The 22,820-nt window shown below is 65.7% G+C and carries 24 protein-coding genes and 2 tRNA genes; 11 read left to right on the plus strand and 15 right to left on the minus strand.

The genetic code is table 11. From position 1 onward, the window contains the following. The first annotated feature begins 18 nt into the window (after nt 1–18). The gene (locus LX70_RS20395; RefSeq protein WP_146111563.1) at nt 19–588 is read left to right on the plus strand and encodes a hypothetical protein; all 570 of its coding nucleotides are present in this window, start codon (nt 19–21) and stop codon (nt 586–588) included. Nucleotides 589–650: 62 nt separating this feature from the next. Here the strand turns inward: LX70_RS20395 and LX70_RS07575 are convergent, their stop codons facing one another. From LX70_RS07575 to LX70_RS07615, 9 genes are all read right to left on the minus strand, one after another. After that, nucleotides 651–1,004 (minus strand): YigZ family protein, encoded by a 354-nt coding sequence (locus LX70_RS07575; protein WP_105513945.1) that lies wholly within the window; start codon nt 1,002–1,004, stop codon nt 651–653. 191 nt (nt 1,005–1,195) lie between these two features. Then, the gene (locus LX70_RS07580) at nt 1,196–2,278 is read right to left on the minus strand and encodes a 2'-deoxycytidine 5'-triphosphate deaminase (RefSeq protein ID WP_105513946.1); all 1,083 of its coding nucleotides are present in this window, start codon (nt 2,276–2,278) and stop codon (nt 1,196–1,198) included. Nucleotides 2,279–2,334: 56 nt separating this feature from the next. Beyond that, nucleotides 2,335–2,412: transfer RNA gene (locus LX70_RS07585), tRNA-Pro, on the minus strand. A gap of 88 nt (nt 2,413–2,500) precedes the next feature. Further along, entirely contained in the window at nt 2,501–3,190 is a 690-nt protein-coding gene (locus tag LX70_RS07590) for a MerR family transcriptional regulator (RefSeq protein ID WP_105513947.1), read from the minus strand. A 10-nt stretch (nt 3,191–3,200) separates the two neighbouring features. Further along, the gene (ihfA, locus tag LX70_RS07595; protein WP_105514173.1) at nt 3,201–3,503 is read right to left on the minus strand and encodes an integration host factor subunit alpha; all 303 of its coding nucleotides are present in this window, start codon (nt 3,501–3,503) and stop codon (nt 3,201–3,203) included. Nucleotides 3,504–3,595: 92 nt separating this feature from the next. After that, nucleotides 3,596–4,570, minus strand: a complete 975-nt coding sequence (locus tag LX70_RS07600; RefSeq protein ID WP_105513948.1) for a beta-ketoacyl-ACP synthase III — start codon at nt 4,568–4,570, stop codon at nt 3,596–3,598. Next, entirely contained in the window at nt 4,567–5,670 is a 1,104-nt protein-coding gene (plsX, locus tag LX70_RS07605; protein ID WP_245884982.1) for a phosphate acyltransferase PlsX, read from the minus strand. The genes LX70_RS07600 and plsX overlap by 4 nt, the downstream gene beginning before the upstream one ends. Before the next feature lie 40 nt (nt 5,671–5,710). Beyond that, nucleotides 5,711–5,917, minus strand: a complete 207-nt coding sequence (gene rpmF / locus LX70_RS07610; protein ID WP_105513950.1) for a 50S ribosomal protein L32 — start codon at nt 5,915–5,917, stop codon at nt 5,711–5,713. A 181-nt stretch (nt 5,918–6,098) separates the two neighbouring features. Next, nucleotides 6,099–6,650: a YceD family protein gene (locus LX70_RS07615; RefSeq protein WP_105514174.1), complete on the minus strand. Its 552-nt coding sequence runs from the start codon at nt 6,648–6,650 to the stop codon at nt 6,099–6,101. Nucleotides 6,651–6,769: 119 nt separating this feature from the next. Between LX70_RS07615 and LX70_RS07620 the strand changes: the two genes are divergently transcribed. Together LX70_RS07620 and LX70_RS07625 are read left to right on the plus strand one after the other, a co-directional pair. Continuing rightward, a complete protein-coding gene (locus LX70_RS07620) occupies nt 6,770–7,240 on the plus strand; it encodes an outer membrane protein assembly factor BamE (protein ID WP_105513951.1) in 471 nt (156 codons plus the stop codon). Nucleotides 7,241–7,391: 151 nt separating this feature from the next. After that, entirely contained in the window at nt 7,392–8,135 is a 744-nt protein-coding gene (locus LX70_RS07625; protein ID WP_105513952.1) for a GNAT family N-acetyltransferase, read from the plus strand. Nucleotides 8,136–8,774: 639 nt separating this feature from the next. On the opposite strand, the gene LX70_RS07630 is transcribed toward LX70_RS07625, so the two are convergent. Genes LX70_RS07630 through LX70_RS07645 form a run of 4 tightly spaced genes read right to left on the minus strand, consistent with a single transcriptional unit; the run spans nt 8,775 to nt 11,652 of the window. After that, nucleotides 8,775–9,734, minus strand: a complete 960-nt coding sequence (locus tag LX70_RS07630; RefSeq protein WP_105513953.1) for a methyltetrahydrofolate cobalamin methyltransferase — start codon at nt 9,732–9,734, stop codon at nt 8,775–8,777. Then, complete coding sequence (locus tag LX70_RS07635) at nt 9,731–10,396, minus strand: HAD family hydrolase (RefSeq protein ID WP_170076145.1); 666 nt, start codon at nt 10,394–10,396, stop codon at nt 9,731–9,733. The genes LX70_RS07630 and LX70_RS07635 overlap by 4 nt, the downstream gene beginning before the upstream one ends. 8 nt (nt 10,397–10,404) lie before the next feature. Continuing rightward, on the minus strand, nt 10,405–11,328 hold the full coding sequence (locus LX70_RS07640) for a methylenetetrahydrofolate reductase (protein ID WP_105513955.1): 924 nt from the start codon (nt 11,326–11,328) through the stop codon (nt 10,405–10,407). Between the two features lie 27 nt (nt 11,329–11,355). Continuing rightward, nucleotides 11,356–11,652, minus strand: coding sequence for a virulence factor (locus LX70_RS07645; protein WP_105513956.1), 297 nt, complete (start codon nt 11,650–11,652; stop codon nt 11,356–11,358). 276 nt (nt 11,653–11,928) lie between these two features. Here LX70_RS07645 and LX70_RS07650 point away from each other — a divergent pair, with 276 nt between their 5' ends. Continuing rightward, nucleotides 11,929–13,041, plus strand: a complete 1,113-nt coding sequence (locus LX70_RS07650; RefSeq protein ID WP_105514175.1) for a Ppx/GppA phosphatase family protein — start codon at nt 11,929–11,931, stop codon at nt 13,039–13,041. Between the two features lie 87 nt (nt 13,042–13,128). Beyond that, nucleotides 13,129–13,869, plus strand: coding sequence for an RlmE family RNA methyltransferase (locus tag LX70_RS07655; protein WP_105513957.1), 741 nt, complete (start codon nt 13,129–13,131; stop codon nt 13,867–13,869). Nucleotides 13,870–13,955: 86 nt separating this feature from the next. Here LX70_RS07655 and LX70_RS07660 read toward each other — a convergent pair whose 3' ends face one another. Beyond that, nucleotides 13,956–14,486 carry a Hint domain-containing protein gene (locus tag LX70_RS07660; protein ID WP_170076146.1) on the minus strand — a complete coding sequence of 177 codons (531 nt, stop codon included), beginning with the start codon at nt 14,484–14,486 and terminating at the stop codon, nt 13,956–13,958. 643 nt (nt 14,487–15,129) lie between these two features. Here LX70_RS07660 and LX70_RS07665 point away from each other — a divergent pair. Then, a tRNA-Val gene (locus LX70_RS07665) sits at nt 15,130–15,205 on the plus strand. Between the two features lie 8 nt (nt 15,206–15,213). On the opposite strand, the gene LX70_RS07670 is transcribed toward LX70_RS07665, so the two are convergent. Beyond that, complete coding sequence (locus LX70_RS07670; protein ID WP_105513959.1) at nt 15,214–16,131, minus strand: LysR family transcriptional regulator; 918 nt, start codon at nt 16,129–16,131, stop codon at nt 15,214–15,216. A gap of 159 nt (nt 16,132–16,290) precedes the next feature. Between LX70_RS07670 and chvE the strand changes: the two genes are divergently transcribed. From chvE to LX70_RS07695, 5 genes are read left to right on the plus strand one after another with little or no spacing between them, the layout of a single operon-like run. After that, nucleotides 16,291–17,346, plus strand: a complete 1,056-nt coding sequence (chvE, locus tag LX70_RS07675; RefSeq protein WP_105513960.1) for a multiple monosaccharide ABC transporter substrate-binding protein — start codon at nt 16,291–16,293, stop codon at nt 17,344–17,346. A gap of 59 nt (nt 17,347–17,405) precedes the next feature. Beyond that, the gene (gene mmsA, locus LX70_RS07680) at nt 17,406–18,926 is read left to right on the plus strand and encodes a multiple monosaccharide ABC transporter ATP-binding protein (RefSeq protein WP_105513961.1); all 1,521 of its coding nucleotides are present in this window, start codon (nt 17,406–17,408) and stop codon (nt 18,924–18,926) included. A gap of 10 nt (nt 18,927–18,936) precedes the next feature. After that, entirely contained in the window at nt 18,937–20,136 is a 1,200-nt protein-coding gene (gene mmsB / locus LX70_RS07685) for a multiple monosaccharide ABC transporter permease (protein WP_105513962.1), read from the plus strand. A 3-nt stretch (nt 20,137–20,139) separates the two neighbouring features. Next, nucleotides 20,140–21,882 (plus strand): L-arabinonate dehydratase, encoded by a 1,743-nt coding sequence (araD, locus tag LX70_RS07690; RefSeq protein ID WP_105513963.1) that lies wholly within the window; start codon nt 20,140–20,142, stop codon nt 21,880–21,882. Further along, a complete protein-coding gene (locus LX70_RS07695; protein WP_105513964.1) occupies nt 21,882–22,811 on the plus strand; it encodes a Gfo/Idh/MocA family protein in 930 nt (309 codons plus the stop codon). The genes araD and LX70_RS07695 overlap by 1 nt, the downstream gene beginning before the upstream one ends. The last annotated feature ends 9 nt before the right edge of the window (nt 22,812–22,820 follow it).

Raw genomic sequence — 22,820 nt, forward strand, 5'->3', positions numbered from 1 at the left:
TACGACGGATTTCTCCCTATGGATTTAAATGTCATAATTCGTTTGGTCGTCAGCGGTTTGGTGGCGTTACTTTGTAGTGTCGTTGGATTGGTCGTTCTCAAGCGGGTCTGGTGGACATCACCGGGAGTGTCCGACAACGGTTGTAAGACGTTCCGGCCATCCGTGATCGTCTACGCGCCTACAGTCCTTGGGGGCGTGGCCATGGTTCTGCTTCCTATCTATTCGCCTTTACCAGGAATGATTGCTTGGCCGTTTGCTATCGTTGGCATGGTCATTGGCGGCTTCAGTTTGCCGTCCCTGTTGGGGTTACATCAGGTTGTTGTTCGGGATGGTGGCATCGAAGGCGCCTCCACAGGTTTCTTGCTGACACTGGGCCAGTCGCGCGACATGCTTAAGTGGTCGGAAATCTCGCGAAGCGGCAAAGCGTGGAATGGCTACACCTATATCGAGACCGATGACGGGCGCAGAGTTTACTGGTCCGATCACTATACGGGGGCCGCACATCTTTGGAATATCGTTTTCGAGAATTGCCCTCACCTGTTGTTTGACCAGAATGGTGATCATGAAGGCGATGATCGCGAAGGTTGACAATAAAACGCATCTGTAACGTCACGCAGGCAAGGATCACGCGGCGGCTGCGGTAGGGGCGTTCAGGCGCTGATTTCGGCCAGGTAAAGGCGCACCGCCTCCTGCACATGGCGGAAACGGTCGCCGCCAAGGTGCTTGCCGCCGTACCAGCGTGTCACGACGATCAGGTGGCCGCTCAACCCTGCGGTTTCCAGCATCCGCAGGATGATCGCCCCGGCGCCGGCTTCGCCATCGTCGGACTTCACCGGGCCGTCGGGTCCGATCAGGCCCCAGCTGTTATGCGTGGCCCTGGCGAATTTCTTGGTCCGCTTCAGGTCTTTCAGAAGCGCCTTCGCCTGCCCCTCATCCGCGCAGGGCGCGCCCGAGACGGCGTAGCGGGAGCCGCGGTCAGAGATGATGTCTTGCAGGATCAGCATGGGGTGCAGGGGTAGGGCAGGCCCGCGCGGATCGCAAGGCGGGGATGTGATACCGGCGGCCCGATGCTGACCCCTGTCGCCGGGTCGCTTGCGGCCCGGCATGCGCCCGCCCGCCCCAAGACGGGCGCATTCGCGCCCACCTCGTGCGGGCGCATGCCTCTGTAGGGCAGGGGCGACGCAAAGGGCCGTTGTCAGGGCGCGCGAAAATGCTTCGACAGTTTCAGCCCCTGGCCCTGGTAGTTCGACTTGATGTCGGCGCCGTAAAGCCTTTCGGGCCGTTCGGCCATGCGTTCATAGACCAGACGGCCCACGACCTGCCCGTCCTCCAGCACGAAAGGCGCCTCGTGGCAGCGCACCTCCAGCACCCCGCGAGAGCCTTTGCCGCCTGCCCCGTCAAAGCCGAAGCCGGGGTCGAAGAAGCCCGCGTAATGGACGCGGAATTCGCCGACCATGGCCAGGAAAGGGGCCATCTCGGCGGCGTAGTCGGGCGGGATCGTCACCGCCTCACGGCTGACCAGAATATAGAACGCGCCGGGGTCAAGGATGATGCGGCCCTCGGTCGTGCGCACCTCTTCCCAGTAATCGGCGGGGTCGTAATGGCCCAGCTTGTCGAGGTCGATCACCCCGGTATGCGGCTTGGCGCGGTAGCCGACCAGATCGCCCGTCCGGGGGCGCAGATCGACGGAAAAGCCAAGGCCCTCGGAGATGACCGCCTTGCCGGACACCAGCGGACTCTCAGCGTTCAGCGCGCCCAGTTCCGCATCGTTCAGAACCGCCTGACCGTGGCGGAACCGGATCTGGTTCAGCCGCATGCCGGGGCGGACAAGGACGGAGAAGGAGCGCGGGCAGATCTCGGCGTAAAGCGGGCCGCGATAGCCGTCGGGGATGCGGTCGAACTCGGTCCCGCCATCGGTGATGGTGCGGGTCAGCAGGTCCAGCCGCCCGGTGGAGCTTTTGGCATTGGCGACGGCGGTCAGCCCGGCGGGCAGGGCGAGGCTTTCCATCAGCGGCACGACGTAGACGCAGCCCTTTTCCAAGACCGCGCCCTGGGTCAGGTCCACCCGGTGCATCTCGAACTCTGCCAGCCGGTCGGCGACGCGGCACCCCTTGCCGGACAGGAATGAGGCGCGGACGCGATAGGCCACGTTTCCAAGGCGCAGATCGAGGCTGGCGGGCTGGATCTGGGCCTCGGGGATCGGCGCGCTGCCGGTGATCTCACCCGCGGCGATCATGGCGCGGATGGCGCTGTCGGCCAGCACTCCGGTTCCGGTCATTCCAGCCCCCTCATATGCGAACGCCCACCCCGGCAAAGGGGTGGGCGTTTCGGTGATGGTCGGGCCGGCGAGATTCGAACTCGCGACCTTCCGCCCCCCAGACGGACGCGCTAACCAGACTGCGCCACGGCCCGACGGGGCGGTGTATAGGCCGATTGCCGGGGCGGGGGCAAGCGCCAAAACGCACCGGCCGCGACGGGATTTCGGCGCGCATGGCGGGGCTCAGTCCCGGCCGGTCGTGTCGCCGGAGGCCACACGCTCGCGCAACTCGCGCAGGCGGCGGTAGACAGAGGTCAGTTCATCGCGCTTGTCGCGGGCGCGCAGCGCGTCCATGGCGCGCAGAAGCGTGGCGGCGGGGGGCCGCATGTCGCCCGTTGTGGCAGGGGTGTCGTGCATCTGCGGCGCTTCTGCGGCCTCTTCTTCGGGGCTGTCGTCGGGGTCGGGCAGAAGCGCATCGCCGGGGCCTGCCGTGTCGGGCGGCGGGCTTTCGGGCCAATGGTCCCCGGTGGGTTCGGCGGCGGGTTCCACAGGGCGTTCGGCGGCGGGGAAGGAATGGATCGTCGCGCTGTCCTCAGGTGCGGGCGTATCCTCGATCACCGCCATCGGCGCGGGCTGATCCGCGTCCCCCTCGGCGTCAAGATCGACGGGCGACAGCGCCGCGACATGGCGCACGCCCTGTTCGCGCAGCACCTTCTGCACGCCGCGAATGGTCATGCCGTCGTCATGGAGAAGCCGCTTGATCCCGCCCAGAAGCGCCAGGTCCGCAGGGCGGTAATAGCGCCGCCCGCCCGCCCGCTTGACCGGCTTGACCTGCGAAAAGCGGCTTTCCCAGAAGCGCAGCACATGGGCCGGCGTCTGCAAAAGCTCGGACACCTCGCTGATCGTCCGAAAGGCTTCCGCCGATTTCTCCATCAAAGACGCCTCAGCCCTTGTTCCCCTGCGCCACACGCTCTTTCATCAGATGCGAGGGGCGGAAGGTCAGCACACGGCGGGGGTGAATCGGAACCTCATCCCCCGTCTTGGGGTTGCGCCCGACGCGGGCCGCCTTGTCGCGCACCGAAAAGGTCCCGAAAGACGAGATCTTGACCGTCTCGCCGCGCGCCAGCGCATCGGACATATGCTGCAACACGCCTTCGACCAGTTGCGCGGATTCGTTGCGGGACAGGCCCACCTCGCGGAACACAGCCTCGCTCAGATCCATCCTGGTCAAGGTATTATCGCTCATCACGTCCCCCTTGCTGAATTTCAACAGAGGATGGGCGGATAAGATTTCCGAGTCAATATCAATGGCTTGGAGAGGGGCTTTCAAGCGGGTTTTCACCACCTCAGAACGACGGAACCCCAGCTTAGACCCCCGCCGATGGCCTCGGTCACGATCAGGTCGCCTTGCTTGATCTGCCCACGGGCCTTGCCGACCGACAGCGCAAGGGGAATCGACGCGGCCGAGGTGTTGCCGTGATCCTGCACCGTGACGACGACCCGCTCCATCGGAACCTGCATCCGCTGGGCGGTGGCCGAGATGATCCGCAGGTTCGCCTGATGCGGCACGATCCAGTCGACATCGGCGCTTGTCAGCCCTGCCTTGTCAAGCGCGGTATGGGCGGTCGCGGCCAGCTTTTCGACCGCGTGGCGGAAGACCTGGTTGCCCTGCATTCGAAGATGGCCCGCCGTGCCGGTGGTGGAGACGCCGCCATCGACATAAAGCAGGTCCTTGTAGGAGCCGTCGCTGTTCAGGTCGGTGGCAAGGATGCCGCGATCCTCGGGCGTTCCCGCGCCCTCGACCGCCTCGACCACCACCGCGCCCGCGCCGTCGCCGAAAAGGACGCAAGTTGCGCGGTCGGTGAAATCGAGGATGCGGCTGAAGGTTTCGGCGCCGATGACGAGAACGCGCTGCGCCTGACCGGACAGGATCAGCGCATTGGCATTGGCCATGGCAAAGACGAAGCCCGCGCAAACCGCCTGAACGTCGAAGGCGAAGCCCTTGGAAATGCCCAGTTTCGCCTGAACCATCGTCGCGGCGGAAGGGAAGGTCAGATCGGCGGTCGAGGTGGCGACGATCACGGCGTCGATGTCCCCCGCCGTCAGCCCGGCATCGGCGATCGCGGCACGCCCGGCGGCGGCGCCCATGTCGGATGTGGTTTCACCCTCGGCGGCGAAGTGGCGGCGTTCGATTCCGGTCCGGGCGCGAATCCATTCGTCGCTGGTGTCGAGCTTGTCCTCGAACTCGGCATTCTCGACCACACGGGAGGGCAGGTAATGCCCGACACCCCGAACCACGGCACGCACTGTCATTCGGAAGTCCCGTCCTCTTCTCCGCCCTGCGCCGCATCCTGCCCCGCCTGCGCGGCAGAGGCAACCCGCGCCGCGAGCCGTTCCTGAAAGCCCGACTTGGCCAGCCGGTAGGCAAGCTCGATCGCGGCCGCGACGCCGGTCGCATCGGCCGAGCCATGCGATTTCACGATGGTGCCGTTCAACCCCAGAAACACCCCGCCATTGACCCGTCGCGGGTCGATGCGCGCCTGAAGCCGCTTGAGCGAGCCAAGCGCCAGAACGGCGGCGATCTTCGACAGGAAGCTGGCGTTGAAGGCCTCGCGCAGGAAATCGCCGACCAGCCGCGCGGTGCCTTCGCCGGTCTTCAGCGCGACATTGCCCGTGAAACCGTCGGTGACGATCACATCGACGCGCGCGGAGGGCAGGTCGCCGCCTTCGACAAAGCCGACATAGTCGAATTGCCCGATCCCGGCGCTGGCCTCGATCAGCTCATGCGCGGCCTTCAGTTCGGCCCGGCCCTTGTGGTCCTCGGTCCCGACGTTCAGCAAGCCCACGCGCGGGCGCGCAAGGCCAAGGCCGTTGCGGGCGTAGGACGTCCCCATCAGCGCGAATTGCAGCAGGTCGGGCGCGTCGGCCTTGATGTCGGCGCCCACGTCCAGCATGACGTTGAAGCCGCCGGGATTGCGCGAGGGCCAGAGACAGGCGATGGCGGGGCGGTTGACGCCGGGCAGCTTGCGCAGCCGGATCACCGACAGGGCCATCAGCGCGCCGGTATTGCCGCAGCTCACGGCCACCGTCGCCTCATGTTCCCGCACGCTTTCGATGGCCGACCACATGGAGGTGTCGCCGCCATGGCGCATGACCTGGCCGGGCTTGTCCTCCATCGTCACCACGCCCGAGGCATGACGGATCGTGCAGCGCGCGGCGATGTCGGCGCGCTTGGCCAGAAGGCGCGTCAGCTCCTCCTCGGGGCCGTGCAGGATGAAGTCCACATCGGGGATGCGTTTCGCCGCCTCGGTCAGCCCGCCGATCACGGCCGCCGGGCCACGGTCGCCCCCCATCGCGTCTACGGATATGACAATGCGGCCCGACAGCCCGTCTTCCCGGCTATCAGGCGGCATGTCTGTCCGTGACGTCATCAGTCAGGAACGAACGCGGAGCTTACGCCGCGTCTTCGTCCAGATCGACCTCGGCGGCCTGCGCGACGACTTCGCGGTCATCGTAATGGCCGCAAGAGGCGCAAACGTGATGCGGGCGCTTCAACTCGCCGCAGTTCGGGCATTCGTGCGGATTGGCGGCGACCAGGGCATCGTGGGCGCGGCGCATGTTGCGGCGGGACCGCGTGACTCGGTTCTGAGGGACAGCCATGTCTCAACCTCGGGCTAATTGGGGGGCGAACCCCGGTTTTCCTGGGGTTTCGACACGGCGCGATCAGCATCTGACCGGGTGCGAACCCAACATTCTTGCGAGGGCCGGAACATACTGCGATTCCGCGCGGGCGCAAGTGTTTTCTCGCGCTTTTCCCGCGCCGGACCGGCGGCGCGAAGCGTCACCCCCGACCGCCGCCGTCTTCGCCCTTTTTCAGAAGGTCGGCAAGACCCGCGAAGGGCTTCGCCGTCTCATCCGTCAGGGCCTCGGTCCCCGGCGCGGCATGATCGATCTGGCCAAAGCGCGCCCCCGGCGCGCGGGGGTAAAGCGGCAGCGACAGGCTCAGCGCCTCGGCCATGACCGCGGTCAGGTCAAGCGTGACGGGCAGGGCCTCCACCCGGTCGTCCTCGGGCATCTCGACCTCATCGCCCTCGGGCTCGGGCATGTCGGCGGTGTAGATCCGTTCTACGGTTTCGCTCAGGTCGGTGGCGACCGGCTCGGCCGTGACGACGCAGGGCTGCACCACACGGGCGTCCAGCGCCGCCTCAAGCGTCCAGTCGCTGCGCCCCTTCGGCGTCAGCGCGCCGGTGAAGGACAGCCGGTCGATGCCCAAAAGGCCCAGTTCGGCGGCAAGCCTTGCCCGCGCGCCCTCATCGGGGCGCAGGGCGAACCGGGTCGGTTTGCGCGACGGCAGGTCGGCAAGGCGCAGGATATGCGGCGCGGGGTCGGTCATGGGTTTTCGTTCCTTCGCGGCGGTCTGGACCATAGGAAGGAACCATGCGCCTTGATGGCAAGTCCCCTCATGCTATAAGCCGGATAAAAGGCAGCGCTGTGCGAGACAAGAGGGCGGGAATGGCAAGGCTTGGTTCCGGGTTCAAACGGGCGGTAATGGTGATCGCCGTGCTTTCGCTGACGGCCTGCGCGGCCGTCTATCGCAATCACGGCTATGTGCCGCGCGATCAGGACCTTGAAAAGGTCGTCGTCGGCGAATCCACGACCGAAACGGTGGCCCGCGACATCGGCCGGCCGACCTCCACCGGGCTGCTGACCGGCGGGGCCTGGTACTATGTCGGCAGCACCTTCCGCCATTACGGCGCCCGCGCGCCGCAGGAGATCAACCGCCAGGTCGTCGCGATCAGCTTCAGCGAGGCGGGCGTGGTCGAGAATGTGGAGCGCTTCGGGCTTGAGAAGGGCGAGGTCGTCAGAATCTCCCGCCGCGTGACCAAGAGCAACGTGAAGGGTCCGGGCTTCCTGCGCCAGCTTCTCAGCAATGTCAGCAACTTCAATGCCGGGCAGCTTATCGACAGCGCGCGGAACAACTAAGGCGCGCGCTGGCCTTTCGGCCGGTGGCGGGGCGGCCCGTTCGCCTGCCGCTGCGGATATAGTCCCGTGATCTGTCGCGGCGATCCTGTCATTGAGTGAAGGCAGGGCGGTGCAGGGCGCCATGTCCGGCCCGCGAAACGGAGGGCGGGGGATGCCCGTGCTGGAAAAGGGCCGCTACCGGGTGCGAACGGCGGCAGGGGCCGAGGTCGACCGCGCGCTGACGCTGCGGGCGCTGGCCTTCCGGGGCGGTAAGGACGGTGCCGGCGGGCTTGAGGGCGATGCCTTCGACGCCCGCTGCCGTCATCTGCTGGTGGAAGAGGCGGCGACCGGCGATCTGGTCGCGACCTTCCGCCTTCTGCCGCTGCCCTCGGGGGCCGATCTCGGGCAGAGCTATTCCGCGCAATATTACGACCTTTCGGCGCTGGCGGCCTATCCCGGACGGATGATCGAGCTTGGCCGCTTCTGCCTGCATCCCGACCGCCACGACCCCGACATCCTGCGCCTTGCCTGGGGGGCGATCACGCAGGCCGTGGATGCCGAAGGGGCGGGGCTGCTTTTCGGCTGTTCCTCCTTCAAGGGGACCGACGCGCGGGAGTTCCGCGACGCCTTCGCGCTCTTGGGGGAGCGTCACCTCGCGCCGAAGCGCTGGCGACCCAGGGTCAAGGCGCCCCGCGTCTTCCGCTTCGGCCGCCGCCGGGCGGGGGGGGCGACGGATGTCAGGCAGGCGCTTCTGCGCATGCCGCCGCTGCTGCGAACCTACCTCGCCATGGGCGGCTGGGTCAGCGATCATGCGGTGGTGGACGCGGAACTGGGAACCCTGCATGTCTTCACCGGGCTTGAGATCGGGCGGATACCGCCCGCCCGGGCCAAGGCGCTGCGGCTGGTCGCGGGGTAGGGGTGTGGGGGAACCCGTCCCGGACTTGCTCTAGGACCCCCATCTGTGCGGGCGGAGGTCCCGGATCAGGTCCGGGACGGGCGAGTATCCAGGTTTCGAATCCTGATGCCCAGCAACCGGTGCCCCCCCGCGCGGGCCAGACTGATGCCCGGCGGCGCGTAATATTCTTGCAGGTGATGCGTCTCGGGTGGCGGTAGGAAACCCGCGCCCCGGACCTGATCCGGGGCCTCTATCTCCGGGGGCGGAGGTCCCGGATCGGGTCCGGGACGGGTTCGAAGCTATCCCGCGACCCTTGCCCTGACCGCGCCGGCCAAGGTGATACGGCTGGAGGGGGAGGCCACCTGCAGCACTGGCCGTTGTGCGGACTTTGTGGGACGTTTGAAAGGCCGGGCGTTGCCCGACCGCGGGTGGGCGTAGGGCGGGCTGTTCGGCAGCGCTTTATGGTGAGGCCCACCTCCAACGGCTCTTCGGGGTGAGACGGTGCAAGATCGCCCGCCCGGTGGGGCGGTCGGGCGATGCCCGGCGGCGCGGACCGCGCCTTGGTTCCGGGCAAGGGGATCGACCGCAAAGGGCTCGCAGCCCCCCAACGCAAAACGCCCCGGCGTACCGGGGCGCTGCGTTCGGACCTCTCGCCTGACCTCAGGCGCGGGCGCGGCGGCCGCCGCGGCGGCCGGAGGCGGCAGCGGACTGGCTGGAGGAGGCCTCGGCAAAGCTCATGCCGCCCTCGACCGCCTCAAGCACCTTGGAGAAGCGGATCCATTCACCGCCATTGGCGTCGTGGTTCATCAGGAAGTTGGCGGCGCGGATCGCCTCCATCTCCACCTGGCGGACCGGGTTCATGATCGCCGACGTCATGCCCGCGCCGATCGCCATCGGCAGGAAGGCCGCGTTGATGCCATGGCGGTGCGGCAGCCCGAAGGAGATGTTGGACGCCCCGCAGGTCGTGTTGCAGCCCAGTTCCTCGCGCAGGCGCTGCACCAGCGTGAAGACCTGACGGCCCGCCGTCGCCATCGCGCCCACCGGCATGACCAGCGGATCGACGACGATGTCATGCGCGGGGATGCCGAAATCGGCGGCGCGCTGGACGATCTTCTTGGCGACCTCGAAGCGCACGTCGGGGTCTTCGGAAATGCCGGTATCGTCGTTGGAGATCGCCACCACCGGCACGTTATACTTCTTCACCAGCGGCAGGACGAGTTCCAGACGCTCTTCCTCGCCCGTGACGGAGTTCAGGAGCGGGCGGCCCTGGCAGGCCTCAAGCCCGGCCTGAAGCGCGCCGGGGACCGACGAGTCGATGCAAAGCGGCGTGTCCACCAGACCCTGCACAAGCTCGATCATCTTGCGCATCAGGGGCGGCTCGGTCTCATTCGGGTTGGGGTTGGAGTTGTAGACCACGCCCGCGTTCACATCGAGAACCATCGCCCCGCAGGCGACCTGTTCCAGCGCGTCCTTCTCGACGGTAGAGAAATTGCCCGCCTCAAGCTCGGCCGCCAGCTTCTTGCGGCCGGTGGGGTTGATCCGCTCACCGATCACGCAGAACGGCTCATCAAAGCCGATCACGACGGTCTTGGACTTGGATTCGAGGACGGTACGGGTCATGCGGTTACTCCTTTCAGGCGCTGGAACATCTTGTCCAGCGCGGGGTCTGTGAAATCCTGGATGGACATATCCGCGCCAAGGGCGCGAAGGGCGGCGTCGTCAAGCGAGGAGCGCAGGCCGACGGTCATGGCGCCCGAGGCATGGGCCGAGCGGATGCCCGAAGGGCTGTCCTCGAAGGCCACGCAATCGCCGGGCGCGGCGCCGAGAAGGGCCATCGCCTCAAGATAGGGGTCGGGATGGGGCTTGCCGCGCGGCGTTTCCTCGCCCGACACGACGACCTCGAAATAGGCGCGCGCGCCGATGGCCTCAAGCATCGCCTCGGCATTGGCGCGCTGGGCGTTGGTGACGACGGCAAGATGCAGGCCAGCGTCCCGCGCCCGCGAAAGAAAGTCGATCACGCCGGGCATGGAGGGGTAGGGGCGCGGCAGGCGGCGGCGGAACTCTGCCTCCTTGTGGTCCGACAGCGCCACCGGGTCGGGTTCGCCGGGCAGGAACTCGGCAAAGAAATCGACGTTCAGGCGGCCATGGATATGGGACATGTAAAAGTCTTCGTCCACGGTCAGGCCACGCGGGGCCAGAAGCTCGGCGAACACTTCCATATGGATCGGGTCCGAGACCAGCATCGTGCCGTCCAGATCGAAAAGAAGTGCCGCCTTGCCCATGGGTCCGGTCAGGCCGCTACCGGCTTGGCCGAGGCGCCGCCGTTCTCGATCGCCCAGGTCGCGTTGGTCTTGATGCCGCCGAGCGGGAAGAAATGCACCGACTCGATCCCGAAGCCGGGATTGGCGGCCTTGTGCGCGGCCAGCTCGCCCACGAAATCCGTCGGCTCATAGGGCAAAAGCAGCTTGGTCACATCCATCGCACGCTTCTGAAGCACCTTGAGCGACGGGCCGACACCGCAGGCGATGGCGAACTTGATCAGCGTTTGCAGCTTCGCCGGACCGGCGACGCCGATGTGGACCGGGATGTCGATCCCCTCGGCGTTCAGGCGGTTGACCCAGTCGATGACCGGCTTCGCCTCGAAGCAGAATTGCGTGGCCATCGCCATCTTCGCATCGGTCCGCTCAGAGAATGCCTGTTTCCACTTCAGCGCCTGCATCACGTTCTTGTCCGACCCGTCCGGGTCGATGTCCTTGTTGCCTTCCGGGTGACCGGCGACATGAAGCCGGTCGAACCCGTCGAAAAGGCCGGTCTCGATCAGTTGCATCGAATTGTCGAAATCACCGGCGGGCGTCGCCACGCCGCCGCCCAGCAGCAGCGCCTGCTTCACGTCCGCCTCGCCCTGATAGCGCGCGATCCAGTCGCCAAGCGTCGCCTTGTCCTTGATGATCCGGGCCGGGAAGTGCGGCATCACCGGGAAACCCTCGGCGTTGATGCGCTTGGCGGTGGCGACCATGTCCTCGATCGGGGTGCCGTCGATATGGGCGATGTAGACGCGCGTCCCGGCGGGCAGGAGGGTGCGGAAATCCTCGACCTTCTCGGCGGTGCGGGGCATCACCTCGATCGAGTAGTTCTTCAGGAACGCCTCGACCTGGGCCTTGTCCCCGACAGGTGCGGCCGCAGCGGTCTTGCGGCGGAAGTTCAAAATCGCCATGGCTTTCCTCCAGATCCCGGCGGGCATTCAGGCCCGGCCTTCATTCGCGATAAGCGCCTTGAGACGCTCGGTATCATACTCCCGGTCGATGCGCGCGGCTTCGGCTGCCGCGACCGCCTCGTCCTCTCCCTCGACCGTCACCGGCGCGGCCTTGCGCCATTCGGCGAGATAGGCGTCGGTGTCGCGTGCGCCGATCTTCATGGCGCAGCGGTCGATGGCCTGTTCGAAGCGCTCGGGCAGCGGCTTTTTCACCCCCCGACGCCCCTTGCCCACGATCACCTGGGCCGGGATGTCGCGCCAGTAGACGATAGTCACCTCAGCCATGGCGATTCCCTCCGAAAGTCCTTCGCCTCAATAATGCGCGACCGCCGCCCGGCGATGACGATTTTCGACATGCTACGCCATTGGAGCGACGCCGCCGCCCCGGCCATAGCCTCTTCCGGCCCCGGATGCCATGAAAACGGGCCGGGCCGCGCTTTCAAATTTCTCATGAAGATGATGAATCCCGCCTTTCCGCAGCAGGGGCGGGGGTCGGCCCGCCTTGCCAGCGCGCGGTCCTGCCTCTACATTGGACCCAACATCAGATCGGAGGGCGCAATGATGGCGCCCAGGCGTCCCGGAGGTGCGGGCGCGTTCCCGAAATCGGTCGAGCCGCACGGCACCCCAAGACCCGATCCGGCGCAGCTTTATGCGGCGCTGGACCTCGGGACCAACAGTTGTCGGATGCTGATTGCCCAGCCGAAGGGCAGTCAGTTCCATGTCGTCGACAGCTTTTCCAAATCGGTCCAGCTTGGCTACGGGCTTGAAGCCTCGGGCCGGCTCAGCCGCGGGTCGATGGCGCGCACGGCGCAGGCCTTGCAGATCTGCCGCCGCAAGATCGAACAGCATGACGTGAAGCGGATGCGCCTGGTCGCGACCGAGGCCTGTCGGCGCGCCAAGAACGCGGGCGAGTTCGTGAAATTCGTCCAGCGCGAAACCGGCCTGCCGCTGGAAATCATCCAGCCCGAGGAAGAGGCGCGGCTGGCGGTCGTCTCCTGCGCGCCGCTGGTGTCGACACGGACCGAACAGCTTCTGGTCGTGGACATTGGCGGCGGCTCGACCGAGCTTGTCTGGATCGACCTGTCCGCCGTTCCGCGCACCGAACGCCCGCGCGCGATCATGCGGCTTCACGCCGGGTTCCACCCGCCCGAAAGCCCGTTCCCGGCGGCGAAGGTGGTGGACTGGATCTCCGTCCCGCTTGGCGTCGCGACGCTGAAGGACCAGTTCGCCGATGTCGAGGATGACAGCGCCCGCTTCGCCCTGATGAGCTGGTTTTTCGAGGAAAACCTTGCCGATTTCTCCCCCTACAATGCCAGCCAGCCGCGTGAGCATTTTCAGATCATCGGTACCTCTGGCACCGTGACCACCGTCGCGGCCAGCCATCTGGGCCTGAAGCGCTATGACCGGACCAAGGTGGACGGGCTGCGCATGACCTCGGACCAGATCGACCGGGTGATCCGGAGCTATCTGCAACTGGGGCCGGAGGGGCGGCGCAACGATCCCCGTATCGGGCGCGACCGCCATTCGCTGATCATGTCGGGCGCGGCGATCTTGCAGGCGCTGATGCGGATCTGGCCGACCGATCGCCTGTCGGTCGCAGACCGGGGGCTGCGCGAGGGGCTGCTTTACGCGCAGATGTCGGCCGATGGCGTGCTTGAGGACGGGCCGTTCTGACCTGCGCCCGGCCTTCGGGCGGTGCGATTGCGGCGCGGGCGCGCATTGAGTATTTGGACCACGGTGAATGGGCTGAGGAGCGGTCGTATGGCCAAGACGCCGTCAGGCAAGACGTCGGGACGCGGGCAGCGCGATCTTCGCGTGCGGGTGAAGACCGCCAAGGGGCGCAAGCTGTCCTCGACCCTCTGGCTCGAACGGCAGTTGAACGATCCTTACGTCCAGCGGGCGCGGAAGGAAGGTTACCGGGGCCGCGCCGCCTACAAGATCCTGGAACTGGACGACAAGTACCGTTTCCTTGTGCCGGGCGCGCGGGTGGTGGACCTGGGCTGCGCGCCGGGGGGCTGGTGCCAGATCGCCGTTCAGCGGGTCAACGCGCTGGGCGAGAAATCCGGCAAGGCGGTGGGCCGGGTGCTGGGTGTCGATTTGCAGGAGGTGGAGCCGATCGCGGGGGCGGAGATCCACCAGCTCGATTTCCTCGCGGACGATGCCGATCTGAAGGTCAAGGACTGGCTGGGCGGCAAGGCCGATGTGGTGATGTCGGACATGGCCGCCGCCTCCTCGGGCCACAAGGGGACCGATCACCTGCGGATCGTCGCACTTTGCGAGGCGGCGGCGGAATTTGCCTTCGACGTGCTGGAAGAGGGCGGGACTTTCGTCGCCAAGGTGCTGGCGGGCGGCGCGGAGAACGAATTGCAGGCGCTTTTGAAGCGCGCCTTCACCAAGGTCGCCAATGTGAAACCACCGGCGAGCCGATCCGACAGTTCGGAGAAATTCGTCGTCGCTACCGGCTTTCGCGGCCGGCCCGACGATGCGGCGCGCGACGGTTAGGGCGTTTCGGGTTTGCGTTGAGAAAGTAAGTATCAGAATTCGAACGAAATAAGTTCGAATTCTGATCCAGGGTAACCCGAAACGCTTTAGGGCGCGACCTCGACCACCACGCCTTCGACGAGGACGGCGGTCGGCACCTCGCAATGGAACAGGTGATAGGACATCGCCTCCACCGGGCGGCGCAGGATGCCGGGGCGGCTTGTCAGGTCGCGCGCGAGGCGGAATTCCTGTGCGTATCCGGGCGGGCGGATGCCGATCTTCTGATGCGGTGAGACGATGAGATCGGCCTTGGGCAGCCCGTTGCCAAGCGCGTTGGCCGGGATGACGATCGGCTGGGCATCGGGATTGGCGGCAAGGAAGCCTGCGTCGAGGCGCAGCCGGTCGCACCAGTGAACCGGGCGGATCGCGCCCTGGGGCGTGCGCAGCGGGTCGCGCTTGCGCAGCGCCTGAAGCGGCAGGTCGCCGAAAGAGGTGGTGACCCGCGCGGTTTCGCCGAAGCCCGGCAGGGTCCAGGCGATGGCGCGGGGAAGGGGGCGGCGGCCCCGTGTGACGGGGGCCGCCGCCCTGGCGCCGGAATGGGCGCCGGTGTCGTCATTCAAAATCGCGTCGTGGCTCAATCGGAACTCCAAATGTACTGATGACCGTCAACCATCGCGCCCCGGACCGGGATATTCAATCCATCCCGGTCCGAAGCGATCTTGCGCGCATCCTGCGCGCCAACCATCGGCACTCGTACACCCAAGGTAACAATGTCACTCGTACAGGGCCGGACTTTATGTTGGCGCCTTACCCTGGCGCCGTCCGATGGGATCGGTCTGGCAGCCAATTCAGGCGGGTTTGTGACAAATTTTTCGGGTATCTTGCTGTGCGATGGGCGGCCAATACTACTTCTGGATGAATTGCCGTTAGGGCAGCTTTTCCGCGCGGAAACAAAACCTGTCTGATTGGACAAGTTGCCAACCGGCACCCAAGCTGTCGGGACAATGACTGTTCGCGATTGCTCATCAAAGCCCCTGGCCGGGGCGGGAAGTGAATTGTGGCAACTTTGTGGCGCGGCCGATGCGAAGATCTGGAAACTATCTGTTTCTGCGTGTTTTTTCGGGGTTTTCTCGCGGGCTGCGTGTGCGGGTTGTCGTCCGAAGGGCGGATCGGCAGGGGGCAAGGGGCGGCTGAGTCGGCGCGCCCGTTCCGCAGACGGGGACAGCCGGGGCGGCGGACAGCTTGCCTTGCGCCCGCGAACCGGCTATCTGGCCGCGATCCGGGTCGTTAGCTCAGTTGGTAGAGCGCTTCGTTTACACCGAAGATGTCGGGAGTTCGAGCCTCTCACGACCCACCATCCCCCCTTCACAGCGCCTGCACGATCCGTTCCAGAACCTGTTCGGCGGCGCGCGACAGGCGTTGGGCGCGGTTCTGGATGATGAAATAGGGCGCGACAGAGATCGTATCGGCAAGGTCCAGCGCGACAAGGCCGGGGCGCGGTGAGCCGCGCGTCAGAAGGCCCGCGACTTCCTCGCTGAGCGTCACGATGGCGTCCGAGGTCTCGATGATCGCCAGCATCACCAGAAGCGATGAGGTGTTGGTGACATTGGCCGGCACCGGCGCGCCGGCGGCATGGAAGGCGCCGTCGATGGCGATGCGGATCGGTGAGGCGCGTTCCTGGATCACCCATTCATAGCCCGAAAGCTCCGCGATGGGGATGGCACGGCGATGGGCCAGCGGGTGTTCGGCGCGCACCACCAGCGACACGACCTCGGCCCGCGCGGGGGTGACGCGGAAGGCGCGGCTGTCATAGCCGGGGGGAAAGCGCGCGAGGATGAAATCGAAGCGCCCTTCCTCAAGCCCCCGGACAAGGTCGGAAGAGGGCGCGACCTCGATCGTCGGCTCGATCCCCGGCGCGATTTCCTTGATCTGGCGGATCGCGGGGACAAGGCAGCGCACGGCGGGACCGGTCACGGACCCCACGCGCACCTCGCCCACAAGACCGGCGCGGATATTGGCCATCTCCGTCTCAAGGCTGTCCATCTCGGTCAGCATGGCGCGGGAATGCTTCAGGAACGCGCTGCCCGCCTGCGTCGGTTCCATCCCCTTGGCGTGGCGCAGGAACAGGGGCGTTCCGGCCTCGACCTCGATCTCGTTCAGGATGCGCGAGGCGGCGGGCTGCGACATGGCCAGCGCGGTTGCCGCCATCTGAAGCTGCCCGGTCTCGGCGATCTTCAGGATCAGCCGCAGATGGGCGGGTTTGAGTTTTCGCGACAGGGCCATGACGGAATGTCATATCAGTTTCGGTATGCAGATTACGATTAATGCGATTTGGAAGATATGCAAGCCTCCGCTAATCCAAGGGCGGGGTTGGAGGGCCCTCACCAATCAACACATCGCATCCCGAAGCCAATTGGATGCGTGCCACCCGTGGAGGATAACATGAAGTTCAAGACAGTTCTGGCGACGGCCGCGGCCGCCGTCCTTGTGGCATCCGGCGCCTTCGCCGACGGGCTGGTCGGCATCGCCATGCCGACGAAATCCTCGGCCCGCTGGATTTCCGACGGCACCTCGATGGTCGAACAGTTTCAGGCCGCAGGCTATGAGACCGACCTGCAATATGCCGAGGATGACATCCCCAACCAGCTGGCCCAGATCGAGAACATGATCACCAAGGGCGTGAACGTGCTGGTGATCGCCGCCATCGACGGCACGACCCTGTCGAACGCGCTGGAGAACGCCTCGGCCGCCGGGATCAAGGTCATCGCCTATGACCGCCTGATCCGCGACAGCGGCAATGTCGACTATTACGCGACCTTCGACAACTTCAAGGTCGGCGTCCAGCAGGCGGAAAGCCTTGTGAAGGGCCTGAAGGAACGCTTCCCGGATGCCAAGCCCTGGAACGTGGAACTGTTCGGCGGCTCGCCCGACGACAACAACGCCTTCTTCTTCTACAACGGTGCGATGTCGGTCCTGCAACCGATGATCGACGCGGGCGACATCGCGGTCCCGTCGGGCCAGATGGGCATGGACAAGGTCGGCACGCTGCGCTGGGACGGCGCGGTGGCGCAGGCGCGGATGGATAACCTTCTGTCGGCGAATTACACCGACAAGCAGGTCAACGGCGTTCTGTCGCCCTATGACGGGCTGTCGATCGGCATCCTGTCATCGCTCAAGGGCGTCGGCTACGGGTCCGGCGACATGAAGATGCCGATCGTCACCGGGCAGGACGCCGAACTTCCCTCGGTCAAGTCGATCCTTGCTGGTGAGCAGTATTCGACCGTTTTCAAGGACACCCGCGAACTGGCCCGCGTGACCGTCGGCATGGTCGATGCGATGCTGAAGGGCGGCGAGCCGGAGATCAACGACACCACCACCTATGACAACGGCGTCAAGGTCGTGCCGTCCTACCTGCTTGAGCCGGTCTCGGTCGATGCGTCGAACTGGGAACAGGTGCTGGTCGGGTCCGGCTATTACACCAAGGACCAGGTCGAATAATCCTGTGACAGACCGTCCCGCCCCGTTTTCGGGGGCGGGGCGGAACCAGGGGGGAAGCGATGCAGCCGCTGCTTGAGATGCGCGCCATCACCAAGACCTTTCCGGGGGTCAAGGCGCTCGACACCGTCAATCTCACCGTGATGCCGGGTGAAATCCACGCGCTTGTGGGCGAAAACGGCGCCGGAAAATCGACCCTGATGAAGGTGCTGTCGGGCGTCTATCCGGCGGGCAGCTATGACGGTGAAATCCATTACGACGGCACGCTGGCGGAATTTCGCAAGATCGCCGACAGCGAGGCGAAGGGGATCATCATCATCCACCAGGAGCTTGCCCTGGTCCCGCTTCTGTCGATTGCCGAAAACCTGTTTCTGGGCAACGAACGGGCGGGCAGGGGTGTCATCGACTGGCACGAAACCTTCGCCCAGACCGAAAAGCATCTGGCCCGCGTGGGCCTCTCTGAACCGCCCTCGCGCCTTGTCGGCAAGATCGGTGTCGGCAAGCAGCAACTGGTAGAGATCGCCAAGGCGCTGGCCAAGGACGTCCGGCTTCTGATCCTGGACGAACCGACCGCCGCGCTTCAGGAAAACGACAGCGAAAAGCTGCTCGACCTGCTTCTGGAACTGAAATCCCACGGCGTCACCTCGATCATCATCAGCCACAAGCTGAATGAGGTGCGCCGCGTCGCCGACCGGGTCACGGTGCTGCGCGACGGCACGGCGGTGGCGACGATGGACGCGCGGACGGAAGAGATCTCCGAGGAGCGCATCATCCGCGACATGGTCGGCCGCGACATGGCCCACCGCTACCCCGAACGCGACCGCAATATCGGCGACGTGCTGATGGAGGTGACAGGCTGGAACGTCTGGCACCCCGAACAGACCGAACGCCAGATCATCAGCGATGTCGGCTTCACCGTCCGCAAGGGGGAGATTGTCGGCATCGCCGGGCTGATGGGGGCCGGGCGCACCGAACTGGCGATGAGCATCTTCGGACGCTCCTACGGTCGCAACATCTCCGGCACCGTCGCCATGAACGGGACGCCTGTCGATACCTCGGACGTGACCCGCGCCATCGCGGCGGGGATCGCCTATGTGACCGAGGACCGCAAGGAGCTTGGGCTGATCCTTGAAGACCCGATCTCGCGCAATATCACGCTGGCCAACCTTGACGGCGTGTCGGCAGGGGGCGTTCTGAACAAGGCCGAGGAACAGCAGGTCGCCGAACGCTATCGGACCGCGATGCGGATACGGACGCCGGGGGTGCATCAGAAGGTGATGAACCTCTCGGGCGGCAACCAGCAGAAGGTCGTGCTGTCGAAATGGCTTTTCGCCGATCCGCAGGTCCTGATCCTGGATGAACCCACGCGCGGCATCGACGTGGGCGCGAAGTTCGAGATCTACAACATCATGAACGAACTGGTCGCGCAGGGGCGCGGCGTCGTGATGATCTCTTCCGAGATGCCCGAACTGCTGGGCATGTGCGACCGCATCTATGTGATGAACGAAGGCCGGATCGTCGGCGAACTGGCGGCGAAGGACGCAAGCCAGGAACGCATCATGGCCCATATCCTGAAGAACTGAGGGACGAGAGATGGCGAATTCGACCGAGACCGCAACCGCGCCCGCATCGAAGGGGATCGGCGCCTATCTGGGCAGCCATCTGCGCGAATACGGGATGCTTCTGGCGCTGCTGCTCATCATGATCTTCTTTCAGGTCGTGACCGGGGGGACGCTTCTGAAACCCGTCAACATCACCAACCTGTTCCTGCAAAACAGCTATATCATCATCATGGCGCTGGGGATGCTGCTGGTGATCGTGGCCGGGCATATCGACCTGTCGGTCGGGTCCGTCGCGGCCTTCGTGGGCGCGGTCTCGGCGGTGCTGACGCTGAATGTCGGGCTGCCGGTCTTTCTGGTGATCCCGATCTGCATCGTCGTCGGCATGGCGATCGGGGCGGCGCAGGGTTACTGGATCGCCTATTGGCGCATCCCGTCCTTCATCGTGACGCTGGCCGGGATGCTGGTCTTTCGCGGGCTGACGCTCTGGCTTCTGGGGGGGCAGAACCTTGGCCCGTTCCCCAAGGCGTTTCAGTCGCTTTCGACCGGCTTCATTCCCGACCTGTTCGGCGTCGGCAAGCCCAACGTCACCGCCATCGTTCTGGTCGCGGTCGCCGCGGCGGCGATGGTCTGGCAATCGCTTCGTGCGCGGCGCCGCAACGCCGCCTATGGCATCGCGCAGGAGCCGGGCGCGATGTACGCGCTGCGCAATGCCGTCGTCGTTGGCGCGCTTCTTTTCGTCGGGCTGCAACTGGCGAATTTTCGGGGCCTGCCCAATGTGCTGATGGTCATGTCGGTGCTGATCGTGGCCTATGCGTTCTTCACCGAAAACACCGTGACCGGGCGGCGCATCTATGCGGTGGGCGGCAACCTCAAGGCCGCGCGGCTGTCGGGGATCAACGCCGACCGGCTGACCTTCCTGACCTTCGTCAACATGGGCGCGCTGGCGGCCCTTGCGGGCATGATCGTGACCGCGCGGCTGAACTCCGCCACGCCCAAGGCGGGTGTCGGGTTCGAGCTTGACGTGATCGCCGCCGTCTTCATCGGCGGCGCGTCGATGTCGGGCGGTGTCGGCAAGATCGTCGGCGTCGTGGTCGGCGCCTTCATCATGGGGGTGATGAACAACGGCATGTCGATCATGGGCATTGGCATCGACTACCAGCAGGTGATCAAGGGCCTCGTCCTTCTCGCCGCGGTGATCTTCGACGTCTACAACAAGAGCAAGCAGGGCTGAGCCATGACATTCAAACCCGCCACATGGCCCCGCAAGCTTCGCTCCCAGGAATGGTACGGCGGCACCTCGCGCGATGCGATCTATCATCGCGGCTGGATGAAGAACCAGGGCTATCCGCATGATTTGTTTGACGGACGCCCTGTCATCGGCATCCTGAACACCTGGTCGGACCTGACGCCCTGCAACGGCCATCTGCGCGAACTGGCCGAGAAGGTGAAGGCCGGGATATGGGAGGCCGGGGGCTTTCCGGTCGAGGTGCCGGTCTTTTCGGCCTCGGAAAACACCTTCCGCCCGACCGCGATGATGTTTCGCAACCTTGCAGCCATGGCGATCGAGGAACAGATGCGCGGCCAGCCCATCGACGGTGCGGTGCTTCTGGTGGGCTGCGACAAGACCACGCCTAGCCTGCTGATGGCCGCCGCCTCCACCGATCTGCCGTCGATCATCGTCACCGGCGGGCCGATGCTGAACGGCTATTTCCGGGGCGAAAGGGTGGGGTCTGGCACCCATCTGTGGAAATTCTCCGAAGCCGTGAAGGCGGGGGAGATGACGCAGGCGGAGTTTCTTGAGGCCGAGGCCTCCATGTCCCGCTCCACCGGCACCTGCAACACGATGGGGACGGCGTCGACCATGGCCAGCATGGCCGAGGCGCTGGGCATGGCACTGTCGGGCAATGCCGCGATCCCGGCGGTGGACAGCCGTCGCCGGGTGATGGCGCAACTGTCCGGCCGACGCATCGTGCAGATGGTCAAGGACGACCTGAAACCTTCGGACATCCTGACGAAACCGGCCTTCGAGAACGCGATCCGCACCAATGGCGCGATTGGCGGGTCCACCAATGCGGTGATCCACCTCCTTGCCATCGCGGGCCGGGTCGGGGTCGATCTGACGCTGGACGACTGGGACCGCTGCGGGCGCGATGTGGCGACCATCGTCAACCTCATGCCCTCGGGCAAGTATCTGATGGAAGAATTCTTCTATGCCGGTGGCCTGCCGGTCGTTCTCAAGAGATTGGGGGAAGCCGGGATGCTGAACAGGGACGCGCTGACCGTTTCCGGTGGCGCGATCTGGGATGAGGTGAAGGACGCCGTCAACTGGAACGAGGACGTGATCCTGCCGGTCGAAAAGGCGCTGACGCAGCATGGCGGGATCGCCGTCCTGCGGGGCAACCTCGCGCCGAAGGGGGCGGTCCTGAAACCCTCTGCCGCCTCCGAACATCTGCTGACCCATCGTGGTCGCGCCGTCGTCTTCGAGGATATCGACGACTACAAGGCCCGGATCGAGGATGAGGCGCTGGATATCGACGAAACCTGCGTCATGGTCCTGAAGAACTGCGGCCCGAAAGGCTATCCCGGCATGGCCGAGGTGGGCAATATGGGCCTGCCGCCGAAGGTGCTGCGGAAGGGCATCACAGACATGGTGCGCATTTCGGACGCGCGCATGTCCGGCACCGCCTATGGCACGGTGGTGCTGCACACCTCGCCCGAGGCGGCCGCCGGTGGCCCGCTTGCGGTGGTCCGGGACGGCGACATGATTGAACTGGACGTGCCGAACCGGCGGCTGCATCTGGACATAACCGATGCCGAACTGGCCGCCCGGCTGGCGGACTGGACGCCCGGCCATGAGGTGCCGGAGGGCGGCTATGCCTGGCTGCATCAGGCGCATGTCGAGGGCGCCGATACCGGGGCCGATCTCGGCTTTCTCAAGGGCTGCCGGGGGGCGCCGGTCGGAAAGGATTCGCATTGATGCAGGTCGCGCTGGTTGGGATCGGAAAAATCGCGCTGGATCAGCATGTTCCGGCGATTACCTCATCGCCGGACTGGGTGCTGGCGGCGACGGTTTCGCGCCATGGCGGGGTGGGTGGCGTTCCGGCCTATACCGATTTCGCGGCCCTTCTGGCCGAACGGCAGGACATCCGCGTCATCTCGCTCTGCCTGCCGCCGGTGCCGCGCTTCGCCTATGCCGCCGCCGCGCTGAAGGCCGGGCGTCACGTCATGCTGGAAAAGCCGCCGGGCGCGACGCTGTCGGAATGCCACGCGCTTGAGGGGCTGGCCCGCGCCGGGCGCCTGTCCCTTTACGCGACCTGGCATTCGCGCGAGGCCGCGCAGGTCGCGGCGGCGAAGGCGTGGCTGGCGGACAAGGCGCTGCGCCACCTCAGCGTGACCTGGAAAGAGGACGTGCGCCGCTGGCATCCGGGGCAGGACTGGATATGGGAGCCGGGCGGGCTTGGCGTCTTCGATCCGGGCATCAACGCGCTGTCCATCGTGACCGCGATCCTGCCCGAGCCGATCCACCTGACCGCCGCGACGCTTTCTTTCCCGGACAACCGCCAGACCCCGATTGCCGCCGACCTGCGCTTCCATCACCCCGGCGGGGCCGAGGTGTCGGCAGTCTTCGACTGGCGCCAGGAGGGCGACCAGACCTGGACGATAAAGGCCGTGACCGATGCAGGCACCCTGACCCTGACCGATGGCGGCGCGCAGATGGCCGTGGACGGGGTGCGGGCGGCGGCACAGGACGATGCCCCGCTGACCGGCGAATACCCGCGTCTTTACAGTAAGATGGCGCGACTTGTTCAGGCGGGCGGGATCGACATGGACCTGTCGCCGATGCGCCATGTCGCCGACGCCTTCACCCTTGGCCGCCGCGTGACGGTGGCGCCTTTTCACTGGTAATTCCGGGAC

Origin of the sequence: Albidovulum denitrificans (assembly GCF_002973535.1) — a bacterium.
Lineage (GTDB): Bacteria > Pseudomonadota > Alphaproteobacteria > Rhodobacterales > Rhodobacteraceae > Albidovulum > Albidovulum denitrificans.

Bases quoted from the DNA above. Each gene is read 5' to 3' on its own strand.
- LX70_RS20395 (WP_146111563.1), top strand. From the start codon at position 19: ATGGATTTAAATGTCATAATTCGTTTGGTCGTCAGCGGTTTGGTGGCG.
- LX70_RS07575 (WP_105513945.1), bottom strand. From the start codon at position 1,004: ATGCTGATCCTGCAAGACATCATCTCTGACCGCGGCTCCCGCTACGCC.
- LX70_RS07580 (WP_105513946.1), bottom strand. From the start codon at position 2,278: ATGACCGGAACCGGAGTGCTGGCCGACAGCGCCATCCGCGCCATGATC.
- LX70_RS07590 (WP_105513947.1), bottom strand. From the start codon at position 3,190: ATGGAGAAATCGGCGGAAGCCTTTCGGACGATCAGCGAGGTGTCCGAG.
- ihfA (WP_105514173.1), bottom strand. From the start codon at position 3,503: ATGAGCGATAATACCTTGACCAGGATGGATCTGAGCGAGGCTGTGTTC.
- LX70_RS07600 (WP_105513948.1), bottom strand. From the start codon at position 4,570: ATGACAGTGCGTGCCGTGGTTCGGGGTGTCGGGCATTACCTGCCCTCC.
- plsX (WP_245884982.1), bottom strand. From the start codon at position 5,670: ATGCCGCCTGATAGCCGGGAAGACGGGCTGTCGGGCCGCATTGTCATA.
- rpmF (WP_105513950.1), bottom strand. From the start codon at position 5,917: ATGGCTGTCCCTCAGAACCGAGTCACGCGGTCCCGCCGCAACATGCGC.
- LX70_RS07615 (WP_105514174.1), bottom strand. From the start codon at position 6,650: ATGACCGACCCCGCGCCGCATATCCTGCGCCTTGCCGACCTGCCGTCG.
- LX70_RS07620 (WP_105513951.1), top strand. From the start codon at position 6,770: ATGGCAAGGCTTGGTTCCGGGTTCAAACGGGCGGTAATGGTGATCGCC.
- LX70_RS07625 (WP_105513952.1), top strand. From the start codon at position 7,392: ATGCCCGTGCTGGAAAAGGGCCGCTACCGGGTGCGAACGGCGGCAGGG.
- LX70_RS07630 (WP_105513953.1), bottom strand. From the start codon at position 9,734: ATGACCCGTACCGTCCTCGAATCCAAGTCCAAGACCGTCGTGATCGGC.
- LX70_RS07635 (WP_170076145.1), bottom strand. From the start codon at position 10,396: ATGGGCAAGGCGGCACTTCTTTTCGATCTGGACGGCACGATGCTGGTC.
- LX70_RS07640 (WP_105513955.1), bottom strand. From the start codon at position 11,328: ATGGCGATTTTGAACTTCCGCCGCAAGACCGCTGCGGCCGCACCTGTC.
- LX70_RS07645 (WP_105513956.1), bottom strand. From the start codon at position 11,652: ATGGCTGAGGTGACTATCGTCTACTGGCGCGACATCCCGGCCCAGGTG.
- LX70_RS07650 (WP_105514175.1), top strand. From the start codon at position 11,929: ATGGCGCCCAGGCGTCCCGGAGGTGCGGGCGCGTTCCCGAAATCGGTC.
- LX70_RS07655 (WP_105513957.1), top strand. From the start codon at position 13,129: ATGGCCAAGACGCCGTCAGGCAAGACGTCGGGACGCGGGCAGCGCGAT.
- LX70_RS07670 (WP_105513959.1), bottom strand. From the start codon at position 16,131: ATGGCCCTGTCGCGAAAACTCAAACCCGCCCATCTGCGGCTGATCCTG.
- chvE (WP_105513960.1), top strand. From the start codon at position 16,291: ATGAAGTTCAAGACAGTTCTGGCGACGGCCGCGGCCGCCGTCCTTGTG.
- mmsA (WP_105513961.1), top strand. From the start codon at position 17,406: ATGCAGCCGCTGCTTGAGATGCGCGCCATCACCAAGACCTTTCCGGGG.
- mmsB (WP_105513962.1), top strand. From the start codon at position 18,937: ATGGCGAATTCGACCGAGACCGCAACCGCGCCCGCATCGAAGGGGATC.
- araD (WP_105513963.1), top strand. From the start codon at position 20,140: ATGACATTCAAACCCGCCACATGGCCCCGCAAGCTTCGCTCCCAGGAA.
- LX70_RS07695 (WP_105513964.1), top strand. From the start codon at position 21,882: ATGCAGGTCGCGCTGGTTGGGATCGGAAAAATCGCGCTGGATCAGCAT.